A 25,721-nucleotide genomic window follows, 5' to 3' on the forward strand; every position below is an offset into this window, starting at 1 on the left:
CGGAACCTTTAAAATAAGAAATCTCTATTTATATCGCTTCCTATACTAATCGAATCTCGTCGTATGGAAAATCAATCTTGGATTTCTGGGATGAGTTTCCGGAAACATGCATTTCAAGAAAAAGAGGAGGGATCACAAATGCCAAGAAATGAAAATCCTATCGAGAAGTCAGAATCTCTTGGCCACGTTGTTAAAGTACAGCAAGTCATCGACTTTATCGTGCTTTCCGACCTAATAAACGGGCAGCGTTACCATAGTGAAATGGAGCAGTTCATCATCCAAACGCTTGGCGGAGTCGGTGTCAACGATGCCTACTTTAGCAACCGTCTGAAGGCACTTACAGAGGCCGGACATGTCACGCGCAATTGGGACGGTGATAACCGGTACAATCGTTATTATAAAATGACTGACTCGGGCATGGAGTACTTTAAGCTGATGCTCCGCGAGCTGCCGGAGCGGGTACAGCGAGCCAAGCGAGTTTACGAACGCTTCGATTCATACATCGAGAAGTTCGGAAAGATGAATTTGAAATAGGGGAGCGGGATCATGGACGAACTGAACTACCAGGATGCGATCGCCCGAATCAAAGACCGCTTTCCGGAAGGTACGGTAAAGCAACGAGGGGATAACGGCCGCGCCTACATTCCAAATCAGGTCTACAATGACCGTGTTGAGGAAGCGACGATGAGTCGGTGGGATCTGACGTTTCCCGAAGTGGACGTTAACATTCGGGACCGGTTCGTGAAGGTAGTTGCGCGGGTGACGATCGGGCCGCACACGCGCGAGGGTATAGGTTTTTCTGAAATCTCCGTAGATGGTAACGGGAGTACAAAACAGCTATCGACAACAGTGGACCAGGCGAAAGCCGAGGCGATCCGCGAAGCGCTCGATACATGGGAGATCGGCTGGCAAGACCTTGCGCCATACTATCAGGGAGAGAAAGATTGGGGAAGCAATCCAGCTCTCAAACATTTGCTTCATTCTGCGCCTCCAGGCAAGCCCGATTCGTCCTCCCAAACGGCCAAAATGATTGACCGCAATTGTATCTTTACGAACTGCGGTGCCAAGTTGACGCGCGATGAGTGGGAGCTGCTTGGAAGCATTCCGAACCTTGATCGAACGCGAATGACTTACTGCTTCCAGCATATTCCGAATCATATGAAGAAAAAGATTTCTCCGGAAACGCTCGAGGCGTTCCTGAAGAAAAAAGACAATCGATAGCGTATGTTTACGATATGCCCTCCGAAGAGAACGATCAGATGTACTGGTTTTGTCTGAATAAGATATAGTGATTGATCAACTGAGAACCATCGACAACACCTGTTAAAAAGTTATCTCTCCTTCTTGACTCTCCCCTGCAGGGGAGGGTGTAGACTGGTGTTCAACCCATTAAGAAGGAGAGATAATTATGAGAAGATTAGAAGGAAAAACAGCTTTAGTGACGGGAGCAAGCAGAGGAATCGGTCGGGGAATCGCACTGCGGTTGGCGGCGGAAGGGGCGCTTGTAGCCATCCATTACGGCAGCCGCGCCGATGCGGCGGAGGAGGTCGTTCGTCTTATTGAATTGGAGGGCGGGCGGGCATTCGCGATAGGCGCCGCTCTCGAATCGATGGATGGCGTAAACTCGTTGATCGAACAGCTGGACAGGAAGCTCTCCGCGCTTGCCGGCAGCGGCAGAATCGATATTTTGGTGAATAACGCCGGTATCGGCACCTCGGGCACCTTCGAGGAAACGAGCGAGGAGGAATTCGATCGGTTGTTCAACGTCAACGTGAAGGCGCCCTATTTTCTCGTTCAGCAAGCTTTGACGCGCTTAGCCGATGGTGGCCGCATCATCAACATCTCCTCCGGCGTGACGAGGATCGCTTACCCTCACATTATGGCTTATAACCTGACCAAGGGCGCGCTTAATACGTTTACGCTGCACTTGGCACAGTTGCTTGGCCCATGGGGTATCACGGTGAATGCAGTGATGCCGGGCATCATCGATACCGATGTGAATGCGCCGTGGCTTCACACGCCAGAAGGGCGCAAACATGCGGAGGACATGTCGGCTCTCGGCCGCGTCGGAGAGGTCTCCGATATCGCCGACGTCGTCGCCTTCATCGCTTCGCCGGACAGCCGCTGGGTGACCGGCCAACTACTTGATGCAACCGGCGGATCTCATCTCTAAAACAGACGGCTAACGTGCAAAAATAAATGTCGGCCAAGAGGAGGCGGAGCATGTTTAAAATTACCGAGTTCTCGAAGATTAGCCAGGTATCGGTCAAGGCGCTGCGCTATTACGACCAGATCGAGCTGCTGAAGCCTTCCTATACCGACCCGGCAACGGGCTACCGCTACTATACAGCTGATCAGCTGCCGAAGATCCATCAAATTCTGGTCTTCAAGGATTTGGGGTTTACGCTGGAGCAGATGATCCCACTGCTGGACGGTCGAACGACCAAGGAGCAGATTCGCTCGCTCCTGCTTCACAAATCCGCGGAAGTGCAGTCACTTCTCGAAACCGAGCAGGCGCGCCTGGCCCGTATCGGGGCAAGGTTGTCCGAGCTTGTCGGGGATGATGGTGAGCGGGCGCCGCTCGATGTCATCATGAAGCGGCTCGAGTCCTTTCCGGTCGCGTCGATCCGGGAAGTTGCTTCGAAGGCGGCCATTCCGCGGATGGCTAAGGAGCTGGCGCAGTATGTAAAGCGGCAGACGAAGCAAGCCTCGCGACCGTTCCTGATTCTGTGGCACAGCTGCGCGGAATGCGAGGATTCCGTTGATCTCGAGATCGCGGTCCCGGTGACAAACCGGATAATCGAGAACGACAGAGTAAAAGTGAGAGAGCTTGAAGGCACCTTGTCAGCATGCGTCGCCCATGACGCAGGCCTCCAAAGCTCCTATGCCGTCAATGAACGATTAGCCACCTGGCTGAAGGAAAACGGTTACCGCATCCCCGACGACAAGCCGAGCCGTGAGCTATATTGGGAGCTCCCGGGCGACCCGGACTCGGCGGTTATAGCTGAAATGCAGATGCCGATCGTGAAAGTGTCGGAAGAATAGGGGTAGTACCAGCGAAGCTGACACCACCCGCTAAATAGATGTAATTAAATGGGTCATTTATTGATGACCTCGTTATATTCCCGCTGGGCATCGGTGATTGCATGCTTTGAATAGACCTCCAACGACCAATTTTAGAGAATCAGACCTTATTCCAAGATACGAAGGTGATGGATTTTCCTGGAGTTGAACCATTGCATTCGCATGGTACTGAAAAATGATTAAGCAAAGAAAAGATTCTAAAGACATTAAATGAGAAATGAAGGAGTGGATAAAACCTCCTTTTCTTATCCCTATAAATTAACATTGTAATTTAACATAGCCTATTAAAATAAAAATACCTCCCTGCTAAAGGCCGCTAAAGGCAAGGAGGTATTTTCAAACGACAAAGTCAACAAACTCAGGTGATCTCAAAAGTCCAGCCTTCGTCCAATTTCTTGTACGCACTCTTACCTTGATAAAAGGCTTCACGTAAACATAATTCTTGTCCTCACCGATAGTGATCGTTCTCGCCATATTATAAAATGCCTTCCGGCAAGTAGCCGGTACCGCCAATTCGATTACTCCCGCATACTTACCCTCATGCTGCACCATCCACCCGAAATCATCTCTACGGTATCCTGCGATCTGTACCTCGACATATGTGTAATTAATAATTTTTAGCCACTCAGGAGAGCGTCTGCTGATATATCTGCTATCCTTCCGCTTGGCAACTATGCCCTCCATGGATCGCGACTTAATCACGTCATACAATGCTGTTCCAACGCCGTCAACACTAAGTATATGGCTGAAATACGGGCTATCAACCATTATTTCATTAAGCAATGCTTTTCGCTCAACCAGCGGGCGGCTTCGTACATCCTCCCCATTGATCTGCAGCACATCAAACACGTAGAAATGTACCGGTGACCTGGCAGCAGCCTGCATTGGACTTTTGGCTTTAAACCGCCCCATAACAGCTTCGAAATCAACTGCCCCGGTTCTTGCATCTACGCATGCAACTTCGCCGTCGAGTATGACATTGGCACTGCCGACTGGAACATTATGTAGCTCGGGGTATTGGTTTGTGACGTCGGTATTGTGACGGGTGAATAATCTAACTTCGCCATTCACCTTGGTCAGTACCAACCTATGTCCATCTATTTTAGGTTCAAAGAGATATCGGGGATCATCAAAGGGCTGTTCACGTTTTTGGAGAAGCATTGGGGGAATAAACATTCGTATCACCTCATAGGGCTATTTTATCACTTAGTCCTGGAGGTATGACCAGAGAAATAGTGGGAATAACGGACGCGCTGCATTATAAGTAAGAAAGGGGCAAGGCAATTGCAGTTTTAACCGCTTTTTTTCGAAAAGATTGACGGAAATTGCTGGATGTACTATTATAGACCTATTACGATTACAATTTATTTTTCTTTGTCGCTAATGTTTCGGCAGAGAAGGGGTTCACCGGTTAACGGTACATTCATATAGGGCTTATTTAGCCATGGAGACGCAAAGCACCTGTACAGTTGGTGTTTTTTTGTGTTTTCATGGTTTTTTTTTGCATGCTCAAAACACAGGAGAGAATTCGGTTGCCTATTCGAGGAGTACGACGAAGCTCATGTGAACGTATCCGGTGGAGCCGATAGTATTGCGACCGCGCTTGTTGAGCTACACGGTTATTGGAATCTAAAGGAAAAAATCAAGCTCGAACACATACACGTCGATGGCGATCCCACTTCGGGGCGAATTCAAAAATGAAACGAATCTTATCAAGCGGTTGCTTATTATCGCGATACAAGCGTACGGACGCCTTGAGGGGTTCCGAAGCCATCAGCTTCGGTTCTCTAACTAGGCTGCCCGTGCAGGCCTAACACAAGAATTTGGGAGGAAATAATCATGAACCAATCGACCACTGATATGAGTTATCAAATTTTGATCGAGGAGGACAAAGTTAAGGGCGATTTTATTGGGTATATTCCGGCTGTGCGCCTTGGTGTTCACGGTGATTCTTTAGAAGAAGTTCGAGCAAACGCTGCCGACCTACTGCAGTTGGAAATCGAGTCTCGGCGTCAGTTGGGCAGGTGTCTTCCATCCGACAATACTGCAATGATGGAACGTTTGACGATCGCGATCCCACTTTCAATCACAAAGTAAGCGAAATGAATTTCAGCTCGATGCCCCGGCTTTAATAGAATATCTTGGGGTGTCGAACGAACATCTGACGGAACAATCCAGACTAGTTTTGAAGGAGATCGTGAATAAAAAGCTGTACGAGGTATGGATGAAAGATCGGAGGTCTTTACTATAAATTACACAGAAAAAAAGTGACGAAATGTTAAAACAACAGCGATCCCGGGTCGAAAAGGCCTGGGATTATTTGTGATTGCCTGGTCAAACAAAACGTTATAATTGTCGGAGTACGGAGGGGGTTAATTGCTGTTTATCGTTATTTTCTCGATGAGCTTCGCCCCGAAGTTTTTTACATTGCCGATGTCTTTTGAAACGGGATATTTCGTCATGTGATCCGCTGGATAAGGTATAAGCAACGATTGTAACATCTCTTTATCCGTAATCTGGGGGTCTAGCCATGTATCGACGTCAGAAGGCGCTAAGATAACGGGCATACGATCATGTACATCTTTTACGAGTTCGTTCGGTGTCGTCGTTATAATGGTACAGCTACGCAATTGCTCACCATCAGGCTGCGTCCATACATCCCATAGACCGGCATATCCGTATGCCGGTCCGTCCTTCAGCGTAAATCGATACGGTTGTTTCTCTCCGCCTTCCTTCTTCCATTCATAAAATCCGTCAGCTGGTATGACGACGCGCTGGCTTTTCAGTAGGCGGCCAAAAGCAGGTTTTTCCGCTACCGTTTCCGCACGTGCGTTGATCATCTTGAATCCAATTTTCACGTCCTTCGCCCAAAATGGTACGAGTCCCCAACGGAATCCATCGACTACTCGGCGGCCGTCTTCGTTCAATATGACTGGAACCGTATGCGTCGGAGCTACGTTATAATTCGGCTTATAATTGTAACGAACATTGGCTTCATCAACCGCGAATATTTCCATCAATTCTTCGATATCTACATTAACTGTATATCGTCCGCACACTTCGAACACCTCCACGTATCTATACCCAATCATAATACGATTTGAGTTCAATTCACACAGGAAACTTTTTACCTGTATACGAACTGGCATTCTAGTCATATAATGTACTAGAACAAATGTTCGTATTAGTCGTTAATACATGAGGTCGCTGCAGCCTCGGCATGCGCTGTTTATAACATTGGTGTGAATGCCAGTAAGCCTTCTCAGCATACCATTAGGGCGTTACGTAAACAGTGTAATCCAACTGACTTTATTTGAGGACCGTTCCCGCGCTTACCGTAATGAGCGTGCGATCGACGAGATAAAAACAGATTCAGGAGCGACACCATTTTACACGCTTCTTCGCTTCTTGAGTCCGGAGTCGCCCGCGAGAGAGCGGAGCAGATCGGAGGTCACTTTAAATGAGCAAACTCGACGGAAATGAACGATGGAAGTCCAAAATGCTGCTGACTGAACACGCGGAACAATATGAACGGAAACAAGCAGCGGGCACCCGAAAGAATTTGACGACGGAAGAACGCATCATGATCCGCGATTATATCCTTTTGCCGCATATGGAGAAGATGATTCAGAAAAGCATATCCGATATCGAAAATTCATCTAACGTTCTGAAGCGACTCTACCTGGCCGCCGGGCACAAAGTTTTAACCACGGTAGCTGAAGACTATTATCGATTAAGAAGCGAGTTGAAGAAACGGAATATTCGCGTTGTCGCGGAAGAACAAGAAGACATGATTATTTATCATAAGTGTTTTTATCGGGGTTACGAAGAACGATTCGGAATGACACGTGATGTTATGCGATCGGAGATAGGAGTTCGACTAACGAAGTATACAACGGAGCTGATAGCGCGGCTGAAGACGAAAGTGTGAGTTGGCCACAACAGCTACGCATGCCCGGAGCACGTTTTGTACCTGGTAATATATTTGATATCTTGACCGCCTCCGCTGCTTCGCAAAGGTTAAGCCCAGAAATAAGCGAAATAGAGAAAATCCTGAACTTCTTAAAGCTATACCCTGCAGAATTGATGATCATATATCCTGTTTACAAAGAAGTGGGAAATGTAATCCTATCTGAGTTAATTAAAGAGAACCCATTGAACTCGCGTTAAGATTTAATACGGATCCCTTAGGGAGCCATCGACAACATAAAGAGCATTTTTGTATAGGGCGTTCTTTTTTAACTAACATCTCGGCCCTAATAGGCAAAGGATTTGACTATACCCTCGAATCCATTGCCTTTTAATTGTAAAAGTGAACTCTAAGCGATGCGGGGCTGATTTGTTGCTTTTCTTGTGGCTTTCGAGCAGGCTATTGGGCTTGTTGAACAGGCCGGCAAACTTCCATCAGAATGTACTTAATTCATCAGTTTCAATCCCCACTAACCAACAAGCGGGATGATGAATACGGAAAAGATCTGACTCGTTTCGGCGTTCAGATCATAATGGCAGTGAAAAAAGAGATGCCGGTGGACATCCCGTTATCCTTCCGGATTTCGCGGCCGTCGAATACGCAGACGGCGGCTATAACATCGAACACGCGATCCATGTGCGAAGCTTACCGGGACGTAGGCGTGGATGTATTCCATGTCAGCTCAGGTGGGGAGGGCCCAGCGGGGGAAAGAAGGCCCTGTAACTATCCGGGCTATCAGGTGTCGTTCTCCCGGAGCATCAGAATAGCCCTCAATGTCCCCGTCGTTGCGGTTGGGATGCTGGAAAATCCGTCGATGGCCGACGCCGTCTTCGGTAATGGGCCGTTCATCTGGAGGCGCTGCGCCGGTTTCAGTTCGTTGGTGGAAGAGACGACGCATCAAAACACCGGCTTGATGGTCATTCAAGCCGTGGCCAAAGGGGAGTGTGCGAAAGATGCAGAGAGGAACTACGCAACGTGGTACGAGCCATTCGATGAGCAGTCGATTACCGATCGCTGCGTGTCTTTCGTTCTCTCTCATCCAGGCATAACCGGGTTTGCGAACGCAGGCGATATCCGCCTTCTTCCGGGATTGTCGAAGCTGCCAAACGGTACCGTAAGATGAATGAGGAAGAGAAGGAAAGGGTGATGGCTGTCCGGCTATTATCTGTATACAAAAACAACACCGGAGAGATCCATTCCAATAAATTGTGTACAAAAAAATAAAGTGACGGTGTTGGTCGGGTGCGACATCGGATAGGAGTCCGTTACTTTACTCCTTTTCGTTTCTCTGCAAGCGATGAAGCGCCGACCCCCTACCACACATCGAATGATTCTAAACTGTTTGAGGAGAATATTCCATTGTTAAAAACATCCTATTTACTATGCTTAATGTATGGACTTCGTAGAAGAAGTTTCAACACTTATCGGTTCGTTGCGGGTATGGATCGTTCGCAGAGAATTGCCGCAGGTTAGTCATCGGCCGAATACCGTCCGCAAGAAGAGAGGGGAGCCATGGTTGGACCGGTTCTTCCCGGAATATGCTGTTGTATTCAAGGATTGGAGTGGGAAGGCCTCTCTAATGACCATGCGGCGTTTCCTCTCCCGGCAGATCTCGTGTCTAAAGGCGCCCGAAAGGTGTTGGATCATTGGAAAACGGAAGTGAAGCGCGGTGTAGGTATCAAACGGGCAGAGAAGCTGGTTGCCGCTGCGCGGCCTCCATTGGATTAACCGAAGGCTCCGTAGCGGCACGAATGGAGCTAATACCTTGCTCCGTCAGTATGAACTGTTTCATAAACAACTAGAGGAAATCATCAAACAAGTCATGCACCTGTTGGAGAACATTCCTGGAGCAGGACACATGCTGAGCATACCTGGATTTGGAGTGGTCACAGTAGCCGGATTTCTGGCCGAGAGAGGAGACCTGAACAACTACGATCATGGTCAGCAAATCATCCGTCTGGCGGGGCTAAATCTCAAGGAAAACAGTTCAGGCAAACGAAAGGGAAGAACCAGCATAAGCAAGCGAGGACGCTCACGCCTGCGGGCGCTGCTGTTCCGTGCGGTGATGCCGCTGATAGCCAAGAACAAAGCATTTCGAGCACTGCATAAGCATTACACGAGTCGGATCTGAAGAAGAAAAAACCGCTCATCGCGCTATGTGGAAAACTGATTCGAGTCCTGCATACGCTGGGGACCAAGCAACGAACCTACAATGCCAACGAAATGATCAGCCCGGTTCGACAAGGCCAGATGCAGTTAGAAGCTGCTTAATCACAAGAAGCAACTTCCTGGTATTCAACGTTATTCACAAGTAGACAACCATGACAACAGAAGCACCGGAGAAGCCGACGAACAACACACCATAAGGGCAACGACCCGGTAAGGGATCAAGAATCGGCCTCCACCCTTGAGAGGTAGTACGAAGGAATGTAAGGGCATAGACCCCGCGTGACATGGGAGGGTAAACCCCGAGGGCGGACGTGGAGATCCATTGTGCGATCATAGCCATTATTACAAGTTTTGGAATAAATAATCCTAAGTTCTGTGCCCGCCTATGCTTAAACAAGTAACCAGATAATCACTGAAATACTAAGAATGAGTGAGAAAACAGGAGAAAACATTACTTTATAGTGGGAGGAATACAGAATGTTAAAAGCAAGTCTGAAGAAAGGCATAAGCATTGTATTAACACTGGCGATGGCCGTATCCGTGCTGTCGACAAATATCGTATTTGCGGCTGAAGAGGTCAATCCGATGGTTGCTGACGAGCTTGCGGAGTTGGAATTATGGCAGGACAATCCATCTGATCAGCTTACTCAAAGCCAGCAGGGAGATAGTGAATTCGCAAACGAGGAATCTAACGAATATATTTTTACCGACATAACTCCCGCGTTTGCGCCGACAGGCTTGGAAAACCTGGCCAGAGGCAGTGGTAGATTCTATTCCGCAAGCAGCACTTTTCCAAGCCCCTCTTTACCGCCGGAAAATGCCTTTGACGGCGACACGACAGGAGCAGATCTCAACCGTTGGGGATCTGCTGATGATGATGCAACAAACCCTTGGATTCAAGTGGGTTTTGGCGAGTCGGTTACTTTTAACAGTTTAAGGATCTATGAAACCCCGTCGGAAAGAAGAATTACGTCAATTGCGGTTCAAATCTCAGATACCGGCACGGACGATTCTTGGAGCTTAGTTGGAACATTTACGTTTAGTCCGTCAGGTGACGCGTTAAAAGATTTAGATTTAGTATTCCCCGTAACGTCCAAATTTGTAAGACTTATGTTTACTGGAAACCGATATGGACTTAACATAGACGAGATTGAAATTTATAACGCGCCGGATGCGGAAATTGGATCTGTAACCGCTACCAACGGCTCGGTCGAAGTTGTTCTTAGCGATGACGTTGAAACTGTTACCGCTGATGATTTTAACATTAAAATTAAGAGTGACGGCGGGGAATATCAAGCCCTTCCGGTTTATAATTTCAGTTACAATGCAAGCTCAAACATAGCTTCTTTTAAATTCAACCCCATAGCCGCCAATATAGAGCCGGTAAACGCTTCTATAAGCGTGTCATATAGCGGAGCACCCGCTAAAGAGGTGTCGTTTACAACGCAAAAGTCACCAAACCTCGCAAGAGGCAGCGGCAGAAGCTATTCTGCCAGCAGTTACTATTCCGGCGGCCCGGTGCTGACACCGGATAAGGCGTTTAGCGGCAATCCTGCAGGAACTAATTATGACAGGTGGGCTTCAGCGGACGGCACGCCTCAATGGATTCAGGTGAATTTTGGTGAGTCTGTTGCTTTTAATATGATAAGGCTTTATGAAACTCAGGACATGAAAAGAATTGCATCATTAAAGGTTCTGATATCAGACGACGGCGAGGACGACTCGTGGACTGAGATCAAATCGTTTACATTCGCCAAAACGGATAACGATTTAAAGGAATGCGAACTGCCTTTGGTACGCGCTAATTTTGTCAGGTTTGTACTGGGCGGGGAGTCAAACGGCATTAACGTGGACGAGATTGAAATTTACAACGTCCCGTTCTTAACCGGCTCTAGCATGATTGAAGACTTTGAAGGATATTCCGACGGGGAAACGGCGCCGGGCAGCACACTTGTGTCTGGTCAAAGCCGGAACGTTGTAACGGGCGCCGTTTTATCCGGGAACAAAGCATTAATGCTTTCTAATAATTCGAATTCGGGCGAAGGAGGCGCAAACGGTTTAGATGCCTACATTAACAAATTAGTCGGCATGTACAATATAATGTTTCAGATAAAGAGCACATCAGGTGGCACGTTAGAGATATCAGACGTTGACAGCGCCCAGTTTTCAAAAGCTGACGCGGCAGGTTTCGACACAGCGTTAAAACAATTCATTACGATACAATATGATAATGTATCGGGAGGATTTAAAATTCCCGAAAATTTCGACGGGTATATTTTCTTTAAAAATACGGAAAACCGTTTTCTTGAGAATATTCGCCTAGGTATGATCAAGAACAAGTTTCCCGCGAATGTGGACAATATAGTATGGATTGACAATATAACGGCCAGTGAGGGAGATAACTTCATAAAAATCCTTTTAGACTTCGTAACTATAGAAATGAATTTGACAACATCGAATATAACAGATTCAAGTATCAGTCTTTCATGGGAGACTATGGCCGACGCGACGGGTTACAATTTATACAGGAATTCAACAAAACTCAACACGCAGCCTATTACCGGCACAACTTATACCGTGACCAACCTGAAACCGCTGACATACAATACTTTTTCTGTGGCAGCTATCATTCAGGGCGAGGAAATCGCCACCAGCAGCAATGTATACGCTGCCACAAAAAACAACACCCCGGATAATGAGCTGTTGTCCGGCGTTGGTAAAAGCTTGAATTTGCCATACAGCGATCTGGCGCTAGATATGGAATATATAGGGCCGGCGCTTTCGGACAAGGACTGGTATTACTGGTGCATAGACCCGATAGATGGCGATGATGGAAAAACACATTTATTTGCTATCCGATGGCCCTCGGAGTTAGGAATGGGCGCATGGACGACGGAAGGTGAAATCGTTCACGCTGTGGGCGACAGCCCGGAAGGGCCTTTCACCGTGCTGGAAACCGTTTTTGACAACGAGAATCTTCCCGCCGGTCAAAGGTCACCCCACAATGTACGGATTAAAAAGATCGATAATAAATACGTTCTGCTTTATATAGTCCAAACCGCGAGTAATCAAACCGGGCAAAAAATAGCCATGGCGGTTGCCGACAGCCTGGACGGACCGTGGACCCTCGCGGGAGAGGCCGGTGACGGAGTTGTTGTTGAAGCAGATCGCTCCGGTACGGGTTGGACCGTAGGCTCAGGCTTGGGAACCGATAACTGTGATATCTTAAAAATAGGTGATAAATACTATATATACTTTAAAGCCGGGGCGGTCGGGGACGCAAAATATGGTTACGCCGTTTCCAATACGCTGGAAACGGGGTATGTGAAAAGCGACGCCCCGATCACCAACAATATAAGCTATATTGAAGACGCCACAGCCTTTGAAATGAACGGAAAATATTATTTATTGACTACCGACAATTTTGGCGATAATACAGGTGTATTGGGCTACGGCATATTATGGGAGTCGGATGATGGCCTTTCATTTGATTTAGCGGATGCGAAGATCGGGTTTGGCTTGCTGTCGGACTATACCGCCATACCTCCGTATTCAGTCTACCCTTACGGCAACACAAGCAAATTCGAAAGGCCTGCCGTATTGCTTAGAAACGGTGTGCCAGCGTATTTCTATGGATCTAACGGCACGAATGTAAACGGAATAAGCGCCACGCAAAATTTTGTGTTAAAGGTGAGCGCGACGCCGGAGGTGCCATTGCCCGGAGTACCTGAAGCGCCGACGGGTGTTGAGGCGGCGGCCAGAGACGGACAGGTAACGGTTAGCTGGAACACAGTATCTGGAGCGGTGAGCTATAGGGTATACAGAGATACGGCGCCGGGATTCTCGTTGGCGGATGCGGAATACGATGAAGTAAACGATACGACCCATAGCTATGTCGTAACGGATCCGAAAAATGGAACCACCTACTATTTTGTAGTCACTGCAATCAATTCAAATGGAGAAAGTACGGCATCCGCGGAGGTAAGCGCGACAATGCCGGAACCGACACCGACACCGACAACACCAGAACCGACACCGACAACACCAGAACCGACACCGACAACGCCGGAACCGACGCCGACAACATCGCCGTCTCCGGAGCCGTCTACAGAGCCTACGAATCCGCCGTCGAATCCAATCAAGCCGGAAGTGGCTGTGGACGATACGACCAAAATCGGAACGGCATCCGTAGATAGGGACGCTTTGGCTAAAGCGATTGCAGCGGCCAAAGCCGATCCGACAGGCAACACGACCGTCAACATCGAGCTGAACGCGGAAGGCGCTGAGGGTTATGTGCAAAAGCTTCCGGCAGCCGTGCTTGGCGACGAGACGACGCCTGTAACCATTGAAATTAAAACGCCGCTGGCTTCGATTTCCGTACCGACCGATCTGCTGCAAGGCAGCGAGTCTGCCGCCGACACGGTAGAGTTCTATATCGGCGAGCCGGAAGAAGGCAAGCTGAGCGAAACGATTAAGGAACAAGTCGGCGATCGTCCGTCGGTTACACTGACCGTAGAATCTGACGGCACAGCTCCGGCATGGAATGACCGGTCTGGACCGATTGCCGTACAAATTCCGTACCAGCCTAGCGCAGCCGAATTGGCCGATCCTGAGCATATCGTCGTCTGGGCGATTGACGAAGCAGGCCAAGCCAAGCCGGTAACGAGCGGCAAATACGACACGGCTTCGGGTCAAGTAATCTTTAACGCAACCGAGCCGGGCACATTCGTCGTAGGGTTTGTACAAAAAACGTTTGAAGACATCACGCCGCTTGATTGGGCGAAAAACCAAATCGAGGTGCTTGCGTCCAAAGGAATCGTCAACGGCATCTCGGACGAATCATTCGAGCCGAAGCAGCAAATTACAAGAGCGGACTTCCTGGTACTGTTGATGCGTATGCTGGAACTGAAGGGCGAGGCGGGAGAAGCGTTTGCCGATGTCCCTGCCGACGCATATTACAGTGAAGCATTGCTTGCGGCAAGAGGCCTCGACATCACAACCGGCGCTGGAGATAACCTGTTCCTGCCGATCGATCCGATCTCCAGACAAGAGATGGTTGTCCTGACGGAGAAAGCGCTGAAAGCGGCGAAGAAAGAACTGTCCGAGCAGACAGCTTCCGGTCTAGAAGACTTCAGAGACAGCGATTCTGTCGCCGCCTACGCGAAGGATAGCCTCGAATATCTGATTAAGAGCGGCATCATTCAGGGCTACAACGAGCAAATTCAGCCGACAGCGCCGACAACGCGCGCGGAAGCGGCAGTTATGCTGTACAATATCTACAACGCTGCGCATTAATAAGAAATTAGGGGGAAGAGAAGAGCGGACGTTGATCTGGCCCCCTGTCAAAGACACTTTAAAAAGGAGGCTGTTAGACAGCCGACAAAAGATGATTCCTGTATTGCACGAGGCCACTGAAAAAGTTCTTGATATGTAAAAAAGCATAATTCTTCTCGAATTTTGAGAGGAACTATGCTTTTTTTCTGTATAATTTAAGGTACTACACCGAGTAGGTGAATGTGATGATAAAACAACAACATTCCTTGGCTTTAAGCCCTTATATAGAACTTTATAACTTAGTGATTCAGAAAGTAATAGGTTGCGACAAATCAATGAACTTGTTGACTTTTCTTTTGTTTATGAAGAACTTAAAGAGCGCGATTGACCGATTCGAATGTTTAAGTATTTGCTCTTAAAGGCAATTTTTGAGCTGTCTGACCTGGATATCGTCGAGCGTTCGAAGTACGCCCTAAAAGGGAAGTTTTATATCGTTTAACAACAGAGACATATGTATAAAATACCGATTTATACTCATATTTAGCCAAAAAGAAAACCTATATCTGTCACCGGATATATATTTTCTGTCCGATTTCAAATATAGGTTCAAATGTAATTAGTCCAATAACTAAAAGGAGTAGATAATTATATCTTCTGAAGCATGATGCAGTGACCGAGATTATTTCAAAAAGCCGCCCAATCACGTATGTTTACGATATGCCCTCCGAAGAGAACGATCAGATGTCCCTGGTTTTGTCCGAATAAGATATATTGATTGATTGATCAACAGAGAACCATCGACAACACCTGTTAAGCGGAGGAAATGGCACGGTTTAAATCGGCAGAAAAAAGTTATCTCTCCTTCTTGACTCTCCCCTGCTGGGGAGGGTGTAGACTGGTGTTCAACCATTTAAGAAGGAGAGATAATTATGAGAAGATTAGAAGGAAAAACAGCTTTAGTGACGGCCTGGACGATGTTCATGCCATCAGCGCCTTCATGAGCATCCCCACCAGTCCAGTTCCTGCATCTGATCAACGCCTTTCGGGCTATGCTCGAATCCGCGGGACGCCTGACCCGCTATGGTCTGCCTGTACACAATCTCGGCTCTCAATGCGGCTTCCTCATTCCAAGCCCAGAGGAGGATCTGTTCTATGCGGAGAAAAGGTCTCTGGAGGAATCGGAGAAATATCCTCATCTCAATCAGGCTATCAACCTGCTGCTATCGTACTGAGCGAAACGGGAAGCAAAAGGCCATTCTCGAAATGTCTTCACGGGAATGGCCTTTTCTGTCAGCGTCGCCAATCAGGTTTTGTTAAGTTATAGGGTAGACTAGCAGTAAATCCATATAAAATGCAATTGATCTACTTGTAAAACAATTGTTGGAGATATGTCGAAAGGGGTATTCATTCCAATGTTCAAGTGATGGTAAAGGATATGCACATAAAAATCTCTACGCTGAGGTCGGGAAGCTCTCCACGCAATTGTCGTGGATTAAAAAAATCTGGCCTCTCTGTGTATACTCAGGCTGTTTTGCTTCCATCCACAAGTGAATAACCTAAGTCTCCCGCGCCTTCGCTTGGGCTTTGTCCTCTACCAGAGGACATCGCTTCGCGGGACGCCATCTCATTACGCTTTTCAGTTTAAGTGTCTTCTCACTATGAGGCTAAGAAACTAGAGGAAGTACCTTGTGCCTCTTTTTACACCTTAAAAATCTAAAAAACCTTTCTTGACATCTTGTAGCACCATAAAGCAGTACATCTTCAACTAAGGATAGGTTGCTTTCACACAATTAGCCTCCCAATCAAATTATACGATAGCTATGTTAGCAAAGCAGACGAAACCTGCATAACTTGTAGAGTTTCGTAGGAAAAAAGTTACATTCCAAGACGAGTGAGAAAGGGATATCATGGAATTCGTCGAAATATTTAGTGAAGAATATTTTATTTTTCTGAGATCAGAGGTTATGATGGAGATACAGCAAATTGAACAAAGTCTAATATCTAAAGCTCACATTTACCATTAAAAAGATTTAAGGCAATTCTTCAGACAAAGAAATACAAAAAGCTGTTCGTTATTTACTGCATGAGGATCCAGAATTCGTTTATTCACTGTATTGTGAATACGTTTACAAACAAGGAATGGGGACTGGGGGACGAGGATTCTTCTACTTTCAATCCATCGGAACTGGATGTGGAGCAGTGGGTCGAAGTTTGCAAGTCGGCGGGAATGCGCGGACTCATCCTGACTTGCAAGCATCATGGTGTTCACTTTTTTTGATCGCTTGGAGCGATTATCCATCCTATTTCCATTCTATAAAAGAATTCTTCCAGCCTTGCAATTGGGGGATAAAGAGCATGATCAAGAACTGGTTCTTCAAGACGCTTTTGTTTAACTTGTCTATTTTTTTGGCGGTTGCAGCCTTTCTGCTGTGTTTGCTTTTTAACTTTTTAATGCAGCAAAACGAAGACGAGATCAAACATGTCAGCGGGCAATATGCGGCTCAGGTTATGCAAACCGTCGACTCCACATTACAAATGATTGACCAGGACATGCTGAAGGAACTTGTCAAGTCTTCGGAGATAAACGATTTCATGGCAATCGGTACCAAAGATCAATATTATTTGAATTACCTTACCGTACAAAAGCTGTTAAGAATGAAGGAATCTAATTCGCTTGTCGATTCGATTTATCTTGTCCATCCAAAACATGACTATGTGGTCAGTACAAGTACAATACAGTCACTCCGGCAATATAACGATTATCCGTTTATTAAGATGGTTATGGGCCAGTCTACTCCCGCAAGCTGGTCTAGTGCTCGTTGTTTTCTTGAATTTACACTTAAGGGTTGCACGAATGTGATTAGCTTGGTTCGGAAATATCCCTCCACGTCAACAGATGGAATTTATATAGTTGTCAATATTTCCACCAACTCGATCAACCGCTTGATCCAATCGTTTTACGATTTCAAGCTTCACGTAATTCAAATCAGTGATCGTTCAGGAAACACATTTCTCCATTCCAAGAAGGATAACTTCATGGGAACAACAGACAATCAATTCATTATGTCTACGGTGGTTTCTCCATACACAGGATGGACTGTTGCAAGCGGTTCACAAAATAAAAAACTCGTCTCTGCAACCAGAATGCTGACAAATATATGGATGATTATCGGTCTTATGCTGGTTGCATGCGGTTCAGTATTTATGATTTTAAACACTCGAAAACATTATAGGCCGATCAAAAATATATTTTTACGAATCCGTTCAACCCCCTTTGTCAGATCGATCCAACATCAAGAAGGAAAGAATGAGTTTACAATAATCGAATCGGCTTTGGATCTGATGACCGAACAATCCACCCAATTTCAATTATTGCTGGAAGAAGACATCCACTTGCGAAAAAGGCAGTTCTTCCACGATGTAATTGAGGGCGCCAGGAAGATCACACTGCAGGAATGGCAGGCGAAAGTATTCAAGCTCCAAGTCCCCGAGCTTTTGAAATTTCGATGGAGTGTTATCGTTGAAATTGACCGGTTTCATCTGTTTAGCGAGTCTTACTCACTCCGGGATCAAAATTTGTTACGGTTTACACTCTTCCAAGTGTTCAGGGAGATCGTGGATTCATATGAAGGCACCGTCTGGTCGGACTGGGTTTCCCCTAACCGATTTTGCAGTTTGATCCAGTTCGGCGATCTGCAGGCAGGATCATTCGAAGAGGTTTTAAAGAGGTTTCACGATTGGTCGAATCATCATTTAAAGTTTTCCATTACGATTGGCGTAGGGGAGCAAGCAGACTCGATTGAGGCGATCTCCGAATCATACAAAGAAGCCTGTACTGCCATTCAATACAAAGCAACCACCGGCGCCGCCAATATTATCTATCATAAAGAAGTGCAAATGGCAGCTAACAGCAAATATTATTATGATTTATATGCGCGATTTCAGATGCTTGCCCAGAGTATTCGGATTCAGAATGAAGAATGGAAAGAGAAGTTCATGGAAGCCTTTATGAATATGAAAGCGTATCGTCTTTCCCGGGATGACGTGGTTAGATTGCTTTTATATTTTATCAGTCAGTTGGAACATCAAGAGCCGGTAAAACTGCATGAACAGTCACGGGAATATCAAATCCGTCTGGATAAGATGAAATTGCAGATTGACCAGTTTGAGGAAATTGTACAGCTTCAGACCCAGCTTTATTCGGAATTGTCCGAACTGTGCAATCAAATCCATGCGGATAGCGCACAAGGGAAACATTACCATTTAATACGTGTAGTTAAGGTCTATATAGAGGAGCATTTCACCGAATCCAATTTGTCGCTGGAGCTGTTAAACGAAAAATACGGGATTGGAGTGAAAAATTTAAGTAAGCTATTCAAAGAAGAATTTGGTGTCAACTTTATCGATTATGTCACACAACTCCGAATAGAGCTGGCGAAAACCTATCTGCTGGAGACAGAAAAATCTGTGCAAGAAATTGCCGAAGATGTAGCTTATTCCGGGGCTGTTGCCTTTGGCCGCGTATTCAAGAGGGTTGTCGGGGTTTCACCCAGCATGTATAGGGTACGGATGAAAGCACACGGCGGGACAGCCTAGTTTGATCAAGCATAGGTAGTGAGGGGGATCATAAATGGTACGGAAAGCAATGAAAATGGTTGCAGAAATCGTAATGTCGGCCATGTTATTGACTGCTTGTACCACAAAGCCTGACTCGGATGCTGCAACAATGAAGGAGTTTGTAACTCTGACTATTTTTACCGATCAATCGCCAAGAATTGAGGATTATGAAACGAATTGGTTTACGAAGCAATTGGAGAGTAAATTGAATCTTTCACTGAATTTCAGCTTGTCACCCAGCGATTCCATTCAACAAAAAACACAATTGATGCTGGCCGGCGGAGATTACCCGGAAGTCATCATGACCGGTCTGACTCCGGCCGATCAATACAAATACGGAACTTCGGGAGTATTATTGCCTTTGAATGATCTGATTGAGCAATACGCACCGAATATCAAGAAGGCCTTTCTGGGAGATGCGTCATTGAATAATGCGGCGACATCCGCCGACGGAAACATCTATTCGATTCCCCAAAATCTCGAATGCTTCCATTGTTCCTACAGCCAGAAGATGTGGATTAATCAAAAGTGGTTGGATAAGCTTGGGTTGAATATGCCGGAAACCATCGATGACTTCTACCATGTGCTCAAGGCCTTCAAAGAGCGCGATCCGAACGGAAACGGAAAAAGCGACGAAATTCCACTCAGTGGCGCAATCAATACGTGGAATGGCGATATATTCGGGTTTATGATCAATCCGTTTATTTACAATGACCGCATGACGTATTTAAGGATCAATGATGGCAAATTGGAGTTTGTCAGCGATAAGCCGGAGTATAAAGAAGGGCTTAAATACATTCATAAATTATTTGCGGACAAGCTCATCGATCCAGCATCTTTTACGCAAAATCTGGACTCGCTTGAGCAAATAGGCACCAACCAGGCAGAAGTATTGGGATCGTTTCCAGCCGGACATATGGCCATGGGCATACCGCTGACTAGCCCGTTGCAAAAGGACTACGTAGCGGTTCCGCCGCTCAAGGGGCCAGGCGGTCAGCTGACCGGTTATTATCCCAACGCCTATAATACCGGGATTTGGTGCATCACCAATAAAGCATCGAAAGAGCAGGCAATTGCTGCTATCAAGATTGCTGATTACATGTATACGGAGGAAGGGACAATTCACAGCACGTTCGGGGCGGAAGGGAAATTCTGGACGGCGGCGAAGCCTGGAGACAAAGATTACAATGGCGGTCAAGCGAAATATTACTACAAAACAGGCTCGTACCAGTCGGAGAATATGGTCCAGAACGAAACCTGGAGCCAAGGCGGTCCAATTCGTTTGACGGAAGCGCTTCGGGAAACGTTTGTTGCATCGACGGGCAATGTGTTTGATCCGAACTCCTACGAATATCGGTTGTTTAAAGAAACCAAAGAAAAATATGTTGGTCATGAACCGACGCAAGTGCTTCCGAACACCTTACCGTTTAAGCCGGAAGAAGCCGACGAAATCGCGCAGCTTACGACAGCGATCGAACGCTACGTCGATCAATACTCCGTATTATTCGTCACTGGGGGCAAGGATATCGATGTGGGATGGGATGCCTATGTGAACGGGTTCAAGAAGTTGAACGTAAACCGATATATACAGTTATACGAAACGGCTTACGGAAGAATCCAACAGAATACGCACCTCAATCTTCCTTAATTCGGTCAGCGAGAGCCCGGAATTTCTGTTGCATGAACTCTCCCGTTCGTCTTACGGTCCATATTTGCCTGCCACACTTCGTGGTGGGTTTTTTTGCGTTGCGTGCAACGAGGCACACATCTTCTAGCCGGGTAAATGTCCGGTCTCGGGAGGGGACCAGCCCCAGCGTAGCTGGAATGCCTGCGTACGGCGAAATCCGTGAGAGGGATGAAGGGAAGCCGAGTCGCGTGCGTATCAACGCCATGGAAGCTGCATGGAACATGGAACGGTGGCTTGTATGAAAGAGGATGTAGTGAACGAGGAGGCCCCCCTGAATGGGAATTTTTTTACCTAACCCGAAAAGAGGCGCTCTAGAAGACCTGAAGATGAGGTGAGCCGTCTGCAGGAAGGGAGTCCGTGTGGTGCGTAGTACCAAGGAACGCAGTATATCACAACCTGCAGAGGCCTCTGCTTTGTTTATGCTTTAGAAGAAAGGTGCGAGTCAGTAAATGCCAAACGGCTAACGACTCCAACCGAAACGGTTCAAGTGAATCTAGATCATGCGGCCAAGGAAAACAGAAGCGTCTATTTCATGCCGTGTCTGACAAGATGTACCGGATGGAATCTCGTGAGAGGTACGGCTGAGGGTTGCGGGCCAACAAAGGAGCGGCAGGCGTGACGGAGAGACGCTAGCGGACATCAAGAAACAAGGCGAGCATCTTTTCCTGCACGGCCACAGTCTCTTGAAAAGGCAACTGTCATACTACATTCCGAAGAAGGATGGCAAACTGCGGCCAATCGACATTCACACTGTCCGGGACCGGGTCATCCAGAGGGCGGCGAAGTTGGTCATCGAGCCTATCTTGAAGCGGAATTTTCAGGAGTCCTCGTTCAGATTCTGTCCAAAGCGAAGCGCCAAAGGGGCGCCGGAACGTATCCGGAAAGCCTGTCACCGAGCGAACATGTAGTGTAGTTCAAATCAAAGATTCAGGATGGCGCAACTATTATTATATGCCCTACAGCCAGCGAAAACCTCTAGAAGCTGACCCGGTGGTACGCCTAGAAACACCAACGGAATCGGCGGATGAGTTCGCTTCGAGACGTAAAGATGCTAGCTCAGATGGCTGGACTTAAAGATTACTTTAGCCCTTTACTCTAGCGTAGAAAACAGTTTGCTGCTGGGAAAACGATCAGGTAAGGCAATCAGGCGCTAGATGCTGTTTAAATGCCCATCGTAGAATACGGCACATTCAACAGAAAGATGTTTATTGCCCTTATTTGTGTTGACCCGGTAAGGTGGATTCAGTTAGGCAGCACGCACTGATATGGGAGGGAGTTGCATGCATGACGACACCGAAGACCTTGAGGAGGTTTAGAAAAAGTTTTAGAAGACGATGGCAGCTGTATCTTTTCCTGGTTATACCGTTGCTTCATATTACAGTATTCAAATATGTTCCAATGTTCGGCAATGTAATTGCGTTTCAAAATTTTTCTTTCAGTCAAGGATTGCTGGGAAGTGAATGGGTCGGCTTCAAATATTTCAAGCAGTTTTTTGATTCGCCGGAGGCATTGTCCACCATTCGCAACACAATAGAGATAAGTTTTTTGACGCTTATCTGTTCGTTTCCCATTCCGATCCTGTTGGCGATCATGCTGAACGAGGTAAGAAGTCAAGGTTTCAAGAAATTCGTTCAGTTGGTGACATACGCTCCTTACTTCATATCGACCGTTGTGGTGGTCTCAATGCTGATGTCCCTGCTCTCGCCGCATACCGGATTCATCAACCCCGTTCTTGTGAAGATGGGCATGGAGCCAATCAATTTTATGGGCGAAAGCCAATTTTTTAGACCTCTGTATATTCTCTCGGATATTTGGCAGACGGCAGGCTATAGCGCAATTATCTATATTGCCGTTCTTGCCGGCGTTAATCTCGAATCCTACGAAGCCGCGCGCATTGATGGTGCATCCCGTCTTCAGAAAATTAGACATATCGATATCCCATGGCTGGTTCCGACGATTACGATCCTTCTGATTCTCAGCGCGGGGAGCATCATGAGCATCGGTTTCGAGAAAATATTTCTGATGCAAAATCCGATGAATGTCAGCGTATCGGAGGTTATACCGACTTATATTTACAAGGTCGGATTAGTCTCCGCCAGCTATAGCTATTCCACGGCTGTGGGCCTTTTCAATTCATTGGTCAATTTGATCCTGATTCTGTCGGTCAATTATGTGGCACGTAAAATTTCGGACAACAGTCTGTTCTGATTGGGAGTGATGGAATGCTTCAACGGCTGACATTGCAGAAAGCGCAGAAGGAGAAAGGGTCCATACGCGAGCCGTTTTCGGACCGTGTGTTTGTCGCTGCCGTCTATATTGTCTTGTCTCTGGTGGCTATCGTTGTATGTTACCCGCTGCTTTATATCGTAAGTGCATCCTTCAGCGATCCGGCAGCGGTATTATCGGGGAAGGTTTGGCTACTGCCCGTCCAGCCTACTTTTGTTGCTTACCAGGCAATCCTTCAAAATCCAAAACTGTTGTTGGGGTTTGGTAATTCTCTTTATTATGCAGTAGTCGGAACCACTGTGAATTTAATTTTATCCCTTCTAATTGCTTATCCGTTATCGCGCAAGGATCTGGTGGGACGTGGTCCGATCATGTTCTATTTATCACTTACCATGATTATCGGCGGGGGGCTCATCCCCATGTATTTGACGGTAAAGTACCTGGGTATGCTTGATACCCGATGGGCCATGATTATCCCTGGGGCCATATCGGCTTGGCAGGTTATCGTTGCGCGCACATTCTTCCAAACGACCATTCCGGATGAATTATCTGAGGCTGCCGAGGTCGACGGAAGCAGCGACTTTCGATTCTTCTGGCAGATGGTAATTCCTCTGTCCAAGCCGATCATCGCCGTGATGGGCTTAATGTATGCGGTCGGCATGTGGAATAGTTATTTCGACGCGTTAATCTATCTGAACGATTCGGAACTATTCCCGCTTCAGCTCGTACTCCGCAGCATTCTTGTCATGAATCAGTTCGATCCCCAAATGATGAGAGACGCTCAGCAGATGATTCAATCACAAGGCTTATCGACGTTGCTCAAGTATTCACTTATTGTCGTTGCCAGCGCCCCGGTTATGATCCTCTATCCGTTTGTGCAGCGGTTTTTTATTAAGGGCATCATGATCGGCTCGCTTAAAGGCTGAACAGAAGGCCATTTTCAAAACCGGAGAGGAGGTGAGGCTGGTCGGATGGGCCAAGAAAGAAGACGCACATGACGTGAAGATACAAGGCATTCAATCAAAGGAGGAGTCAGAGTTTGAAAAGGAGAATATTGAGGGTGGTCGTACTGGCCGTATTGGCGGCGCTCATGGTCGTGATTTCTGCATGCAGCAAATCCAATGATGAAGCGGCGAATCAAGCGGGGAATGATGCAAATGAAGGCAATGCCGATAGCGCCTCTTCTAAACCGGTAACATTCAAAATGCTTGCTGTACCCGATAAGCTGGTTGAAAGCATCGAGACAAATGAATTTACAAAATATCTTGAACAGCGACAAAATATAAAAATTGACTGGATGACCGTAGCCAGCAGCGAAGATGTCGATCAGAAGAAAAACCTGCTTATGTCTACAGGCGATTATCCTGAGGTGATGTTTGTCGGATTTTCCCCGGCTGAGCAATACAAATATGGTCAGACGGGTGAACTGATTCCTCTGAATGATCTGATCGACAAATATGCTCCGAATGTAAAAAAAGCGATAGAAGCAAATGAGCTGTACAAAAACGGTATTACAGCGCCTGACGGCAACATTTATGCACTGAGCTCGCTTGGAGAGTGTTTTCACTGCTCGTTCTCACAGAAAATGTGGATTAACAAAGCCTGGCTAGATAAGCTCGGTTTTCAGATTCCTAAGACGACCGAAGAGTTTTACGAGGTACTCCAGGCGTTCAAGACGAAGGATCCCAATGGAAACGGAAAAGACGACGAGATTCCGCTTACCGGTGCCGTTGGTACATGGAACGGTGAAGTATACGGCTTCCTCATGGATTCGTTCATTCTGAACAACCGTACCGACTATGTTGAAGTCAAGGACCGAAAGGTGCTCTTTGTCGGAGACAAACCGGAATACAAGCAAGGACTTGAGTATATGAATAAGCTCTACAAGGAAAAGTTGGTCGACTCGGCGGCATTTACGCAAAACAACGACAGCATGATACAACTGATCAACTCGGCCGATCGGGTAGGCGCTTATGCAGCAGGTCATGTGGCGATGGGCGTTACTCTTGATTCGCCACACTACAAAGACTGGGTCGCCCTCCCTCCGCTTGAGGGTCCGAACGGGAACCGGGTTGCGGGCTACTATCCTTCCGGATTCAACGGAGGGGGATTCTCGATCACGAAGAAAGCCACAGAAGAGCAAGCAATCGCAGCGATCAAGATGTACGATTACTTGATTACTGAAGAAGGCACAATACGAACCGCCTACGGAAAGGAAGGCGACTTCTGGAACAAACCTCCCGATGGTGCGAAGGATTTCGAAGGCCGGCCTGCAAAATACCTGCTGGATCCGAAAGTCATTTCCGAAGCCAAAGTTCAAAACGTGACGTGGCTGGGGACGGGAGCCGGCTTGACGAACGATATTCGAGCCTCGTTCGTCGCAGTGGACGATATCCTTGCGCCCGAGGGATACGAGTATAGGCTCTATCGGGATACGAAAGACAGCTATGAACCGTACGTTCCGAAAGAAGTACTTCCGCCGGCCTTGCCGCTACTGCCGGAAGAACAAGATCGCCTTGCCCAACTTCAGACCGATATCAAAAAATATATCGAAGAAAAAACGGTGTCATTTATAACCGGAAATCAGGATATCGAATCGAAATGGGATGGCTATATTTCGGCTTACAGCAAGTTGAAGATAGACGATTATTTGACTATACTGCAAAATGGTTATGACAAACTGAAATAAAAAAA

Annotated in this window: 15 protein-coding genes and 3 pseudogenes; 16 read left to right on the forward strand and 2 right to left on the reverse strand. The window is 47.0% G+C overall.

Annotation, left to right across the window (positions count from 1 at the left end; genetic code table 11):
- Nucleotides 1–138 precede the first annotated feature (138 nt).
- From AC0YNV_RS34910 to AC0YNV_RS34925, 4 genes are all read left to right on the forward strand, one after another.
- Complete coding sequence (locus AC0YNV_RS34910; protein WP_475772149.1) at nucleotides 139–534, forward strand: PadR family transcriptional regulator; 396 nt, start codon at nucleotides 139–141, stop codon at nucleotides 532–534.
- 12 nt (nucleotides 535–546) lie between these two features.
- A complete protein-coding gene (locus tag AC0YNV_RS34915) occupies nucleotides 547–1,221 on the forward strand; it encodes a hypothetical protein (RefSeq protein ID WP_475772150.1) in 675 nt (224 codons plus the stop codon).
- A 187-nt stretch (nucleotides 1,222–1,408) separates the two neighbouring features.
- The gene (locus tag AC0YNV_RS34920) at nucleotides 1,409–2,173 is read left to right on the forward strand and encodes an SDR family oxidoreductase (RefSeq protein WP_475772151.1); all 765 of its coding nucleotides are present in this window, start codon (nucleotides 1,409–1,411) and stop codon (nucleotides 2,171–2,173) included.
- 50 nt (nucleotides 2,174–2,223) lie between these two features.
- Nucleotides 2,224–3,045 (forward strand): MerR family transcriptional regulator, encoded by an 822-nt coding sequence (locus AC0YNV_RS34925; protein WP_475772152.1) that lies wholly within the window; start codon nucleotides 2,224–2,226, stop codon nucleotides 3,043–3,045.
- 375 nt (nucleotides 3,046–3,420) lie between these two features.
- On the opposite strand, the gene AC0YNV_RS34930 is transcribed toward AC0YNV_RS34925, so the two are convergent.
- Nucleotides 3,421–4,260, reverse strand: coding sequence for an ATP-dependent DNA ligase (locus AC0YNV_RS34930; RefSeq protein ID WP_475772153.1), 840 nt, complete (start codon nucleotides 4,258–4,260; stop codon nucleotides 3,421–3,423).
- Between the two features lie 663 nt (nucleotides 4,261–4,923).
- Here AC0YNV_RS34930 and AC0YNV_RS34935 point away from each other — a divergent pair.
- Nucleotides 4,924–5,181, forward strand: coding sequence for a type II toxin-antitoxin system HicB family antitoxin (locus AC0YNV_RS34935; protein WP_475772154.1), 258 nt, complete (start codon nucleotides 4,924–4,926; stop codon nucleotides 5,179–5,181).
- 275 nt (nucleotides 5,182–5,456) lie between these two features.
- Here the strand turns inward: AC0YNV_RS34935 and AC0YNV_RS34940 are convergent, their stop codons facing one another.
- Nucleotides 5,457–6,143 carry an SOS response-associated peptidase gene (locus AC0YNV_RS34940; protein ID WP_475772155.1) on the reverse strand — a complete coding sequence of 229 codons (687 nt, stop codon included), beginning with the start codon at nucleotides 6,141–6,143 and terminating at the stop codon, nucleotides 5,457–5,459.
- Between the two features lie 401 nt (nucleotides 6,144–6,544).
- On the opposite strand from AC0YNV_RS34940, the gene AC0YNV_RS34945 reads away from it, so the two are divergent.
- From AC0YNV_RS34945 to AC0YNV_RS34995, 11 genes and pseudogenes are all read left to right on the forward strand, one after another.
- A complete protein-coding gene (locus AC0YNV_RS34945) occupies nucleotides 6,545–7,015 on the forward strand; it encodes a YhjD family protein (protein ID WP_475772156.1) in 471 nt (156 codons plus the stop codon).
- A gap of 478 nt (nucleotides 7,016–7,493) precedes the next feature.
- Complete coding sequence (locus AC0YNV_RS34950) at nucleotides 7,494–8,177, forward strand: oxidoreductase (RefSeq protein ID WP_475772157.1); 684 nt, start codon at nucleotides 7,494–7,496, stop codon at nucleotides 8,175–8,177.
- Between the two features lie 372 nt (nucleotides 8,178–8,549).
- Nucleotides 8,550–9,325: pseudogene (locus AC0YNV_RS34955) on the forward strand (transposase); the annotation flags it as partial.
- A gap of 375 nt (nucleotides 9,326–9,700) precedes the next feature.
- The gene (locus tag AC0YNV_RS34960; RefSeq protein ID WP_475772158.1) at nucleotides 9,701–14,518 is read left to right on the forward strand and encodes a discoidin domain-containing protein; all 4,818 of its coding nucleotides are present in this window, start codon (nucleotides 9,701–9,703) and stop codon (nucleotides 14,516–14,518) included.
- Nucleotides 14,519–14,742: 224 nt separating this feature from the next.
- Nucleotides 14,743–14,990 (forward strand): annotated as a pseudogene (locus tag AC0YNV_RS34965) (transposase); the annotation flags it as partial.
- Nucleotides 14,991–16,595: 1,605 nt separating this feature from the next.
- Nucleotides 16,596–16,757: pseudogene (locus tag AC0YNV_RS34970) on the forward strand (alpha-L-fucosidase); the annotation flags it as partial.
- Nucleotides 16,758–16,852: 95 nt separating this feature from the next.
- Nucleotides 16,853–19,093 carry a helix-turn-helix domain-containing protein gene (locus AC0YNV_RS34975; protein WP_475772159.1) on the forward strand — a complete coding sequence of 747 codons (2,241 nt, stop codon included), beginning with the start codon at nucleotides 16,853–16,855 and terminating at the stop codon, nucleotides 19,091–19,093.
- Between the two features lie 34 nt (nucleotides 19,094–19,127).
- Nucleotides 19,128–20,762: an extracellular solute-binding protein gene (locus AC0YNV_RS34980; protein ID WP_475772160.1), complete on the forward strand. Its 1,635-nt coding sequence runs from the start codon at nucleotides 19,128–19,130 to the stop codon at nucleotides 20,760–20,762.
- A gap of 1,323 nt (nucleotides 20,763–22,085) precedes the next feature.
- Entirely contained in the window at nucleotides 22,086–23,009 is a 924-nt protein-coding gene (locus AC0YNV_RS34985; RefSeq protein ID WP_475772161.1) for an ABC transporter permease, read from the forward strand.
- A gap of 14 nt (nucleotides 23,010–23,023) precedes the next feature.
- A complete protein-coding gene (locus AC0YNV_RS34990; protein ID WP_475772162.1) occupies nucleotides 23,024–23,953 on the forward strand; it encodes a carbohydrate ABC transporter permease in 930 nt (309 codons plus the stop codon).
- 113 nt (nucleotides 23,954–24,066) lie between these two features.
- A complete protein-coding gene (locus AC0YNV_RS34995; RefSeq protein ID WP_475772163.1) occupies nucleotides 24,067–25,716 on the forward strand; it encodes an extracellular solute-binding protein in 1,650 nt (549 codons plus the stop codon).
- Nucleotides 25,717–25,721: the final 5 nt, after the last annotated feature.

It is taken from the genome of Paenibacillus sp. JT31N11 (genome assembly GCF_056269285.1).

Bases quoted from the DNA above. Each gene is read 5' to 3' on its own strand.
- AC0YNV_RS34910 (WP_475772149.1), top strand. From the start codon at position 139: ATGCCAAGAAATGAAAATCCTATCGAGAAGTCAGAATCTCTTGGCCAC.
- AC0YNV_RS34915 (WP_475772150.1), top strand. From the start codon at position 547: ATGGACGAACTGAACTACCAGGATGCGATCGCCCGAATCAAAGACCGC.
- AC0YNV_RS34920 (WP_475772151.1), top strand. From the start codon at position 1,409: ATGAGAAGATTAGAAGGAAAAACAGCTTTAGTGACGGGAGCAAGCAGA.
- AC0YNV_RS34925 (WP_475772152.1), top strand. From the start codon at position 2,224: ATGTTTAAAATTACCGAGTTCTCGAAGATTAGCCAGGTATCGGTCAAG.
- AC0YNV_RS34930 (WP_475772153.1), bottom strand. From the start codon at position 4,260: ATGTTTATTCCCCCAATGCTTCTCCAAAAACGTGAACAGCCCTTTGAT.
- AC0YNV_RS34935 (WP_475772154.1), top strand. From the start codon at position 4,924: ATGAACCAATCGACCACTGATATGAGTTATCAAATTTTGATCGAGGAG.
- AC0YNV_RS34945 (WP_475772156.1), top strand. From the start codon at position 6,545: ATGAGCAAACTCGACGGAAATGAACGATGGAAGTCCAAAATGCTGCTG.
- AC0YNV_RS34950 (WP_475772157.1), top strand. From the start codon at position 7,494: ATGTACTTAATTCATCAGTTTCAATCCCCACTAACCAACAAGCGGGAT.
- AC0YNV_RS34960 (WP_475772158.1), top strand. From the start codon at position 9,701: ATGTTAAAAGCAAGTCTGAAGAAAGGCATAAGCATTGTATTAACACTG.
- AC0YNV_RS34975 (WP_475772159.1), top strand. From the start codon at position 16,853: ATGATCAAGAACTGGTTCTTCAAGACGCTTTTGTTTAACTTGTCTATT.
- AC0YNV_RS34980 (WP_475772160.1), top strand. From the start codon at position 19,128: ATGGTACGGAAAGCAATGAAAATGGTTGCAGAAATCGTAATGTCGGCC.
- AC0YNV_RS34985 (WP_475772161.1), top strand. From the start codon at position 22,086: ATGACGACACCGAAGACCTTGAGGAGGTTTAGAAAAAGTTTTAGAAGA.
- AC0YNV_RS34990 (WP_475772162.1), top strand. From the start codon at position 23,024: ATGCTTCAACGGCTGACATTGCAGAAAGCGCAGAAGGAGAAAGGGTCC.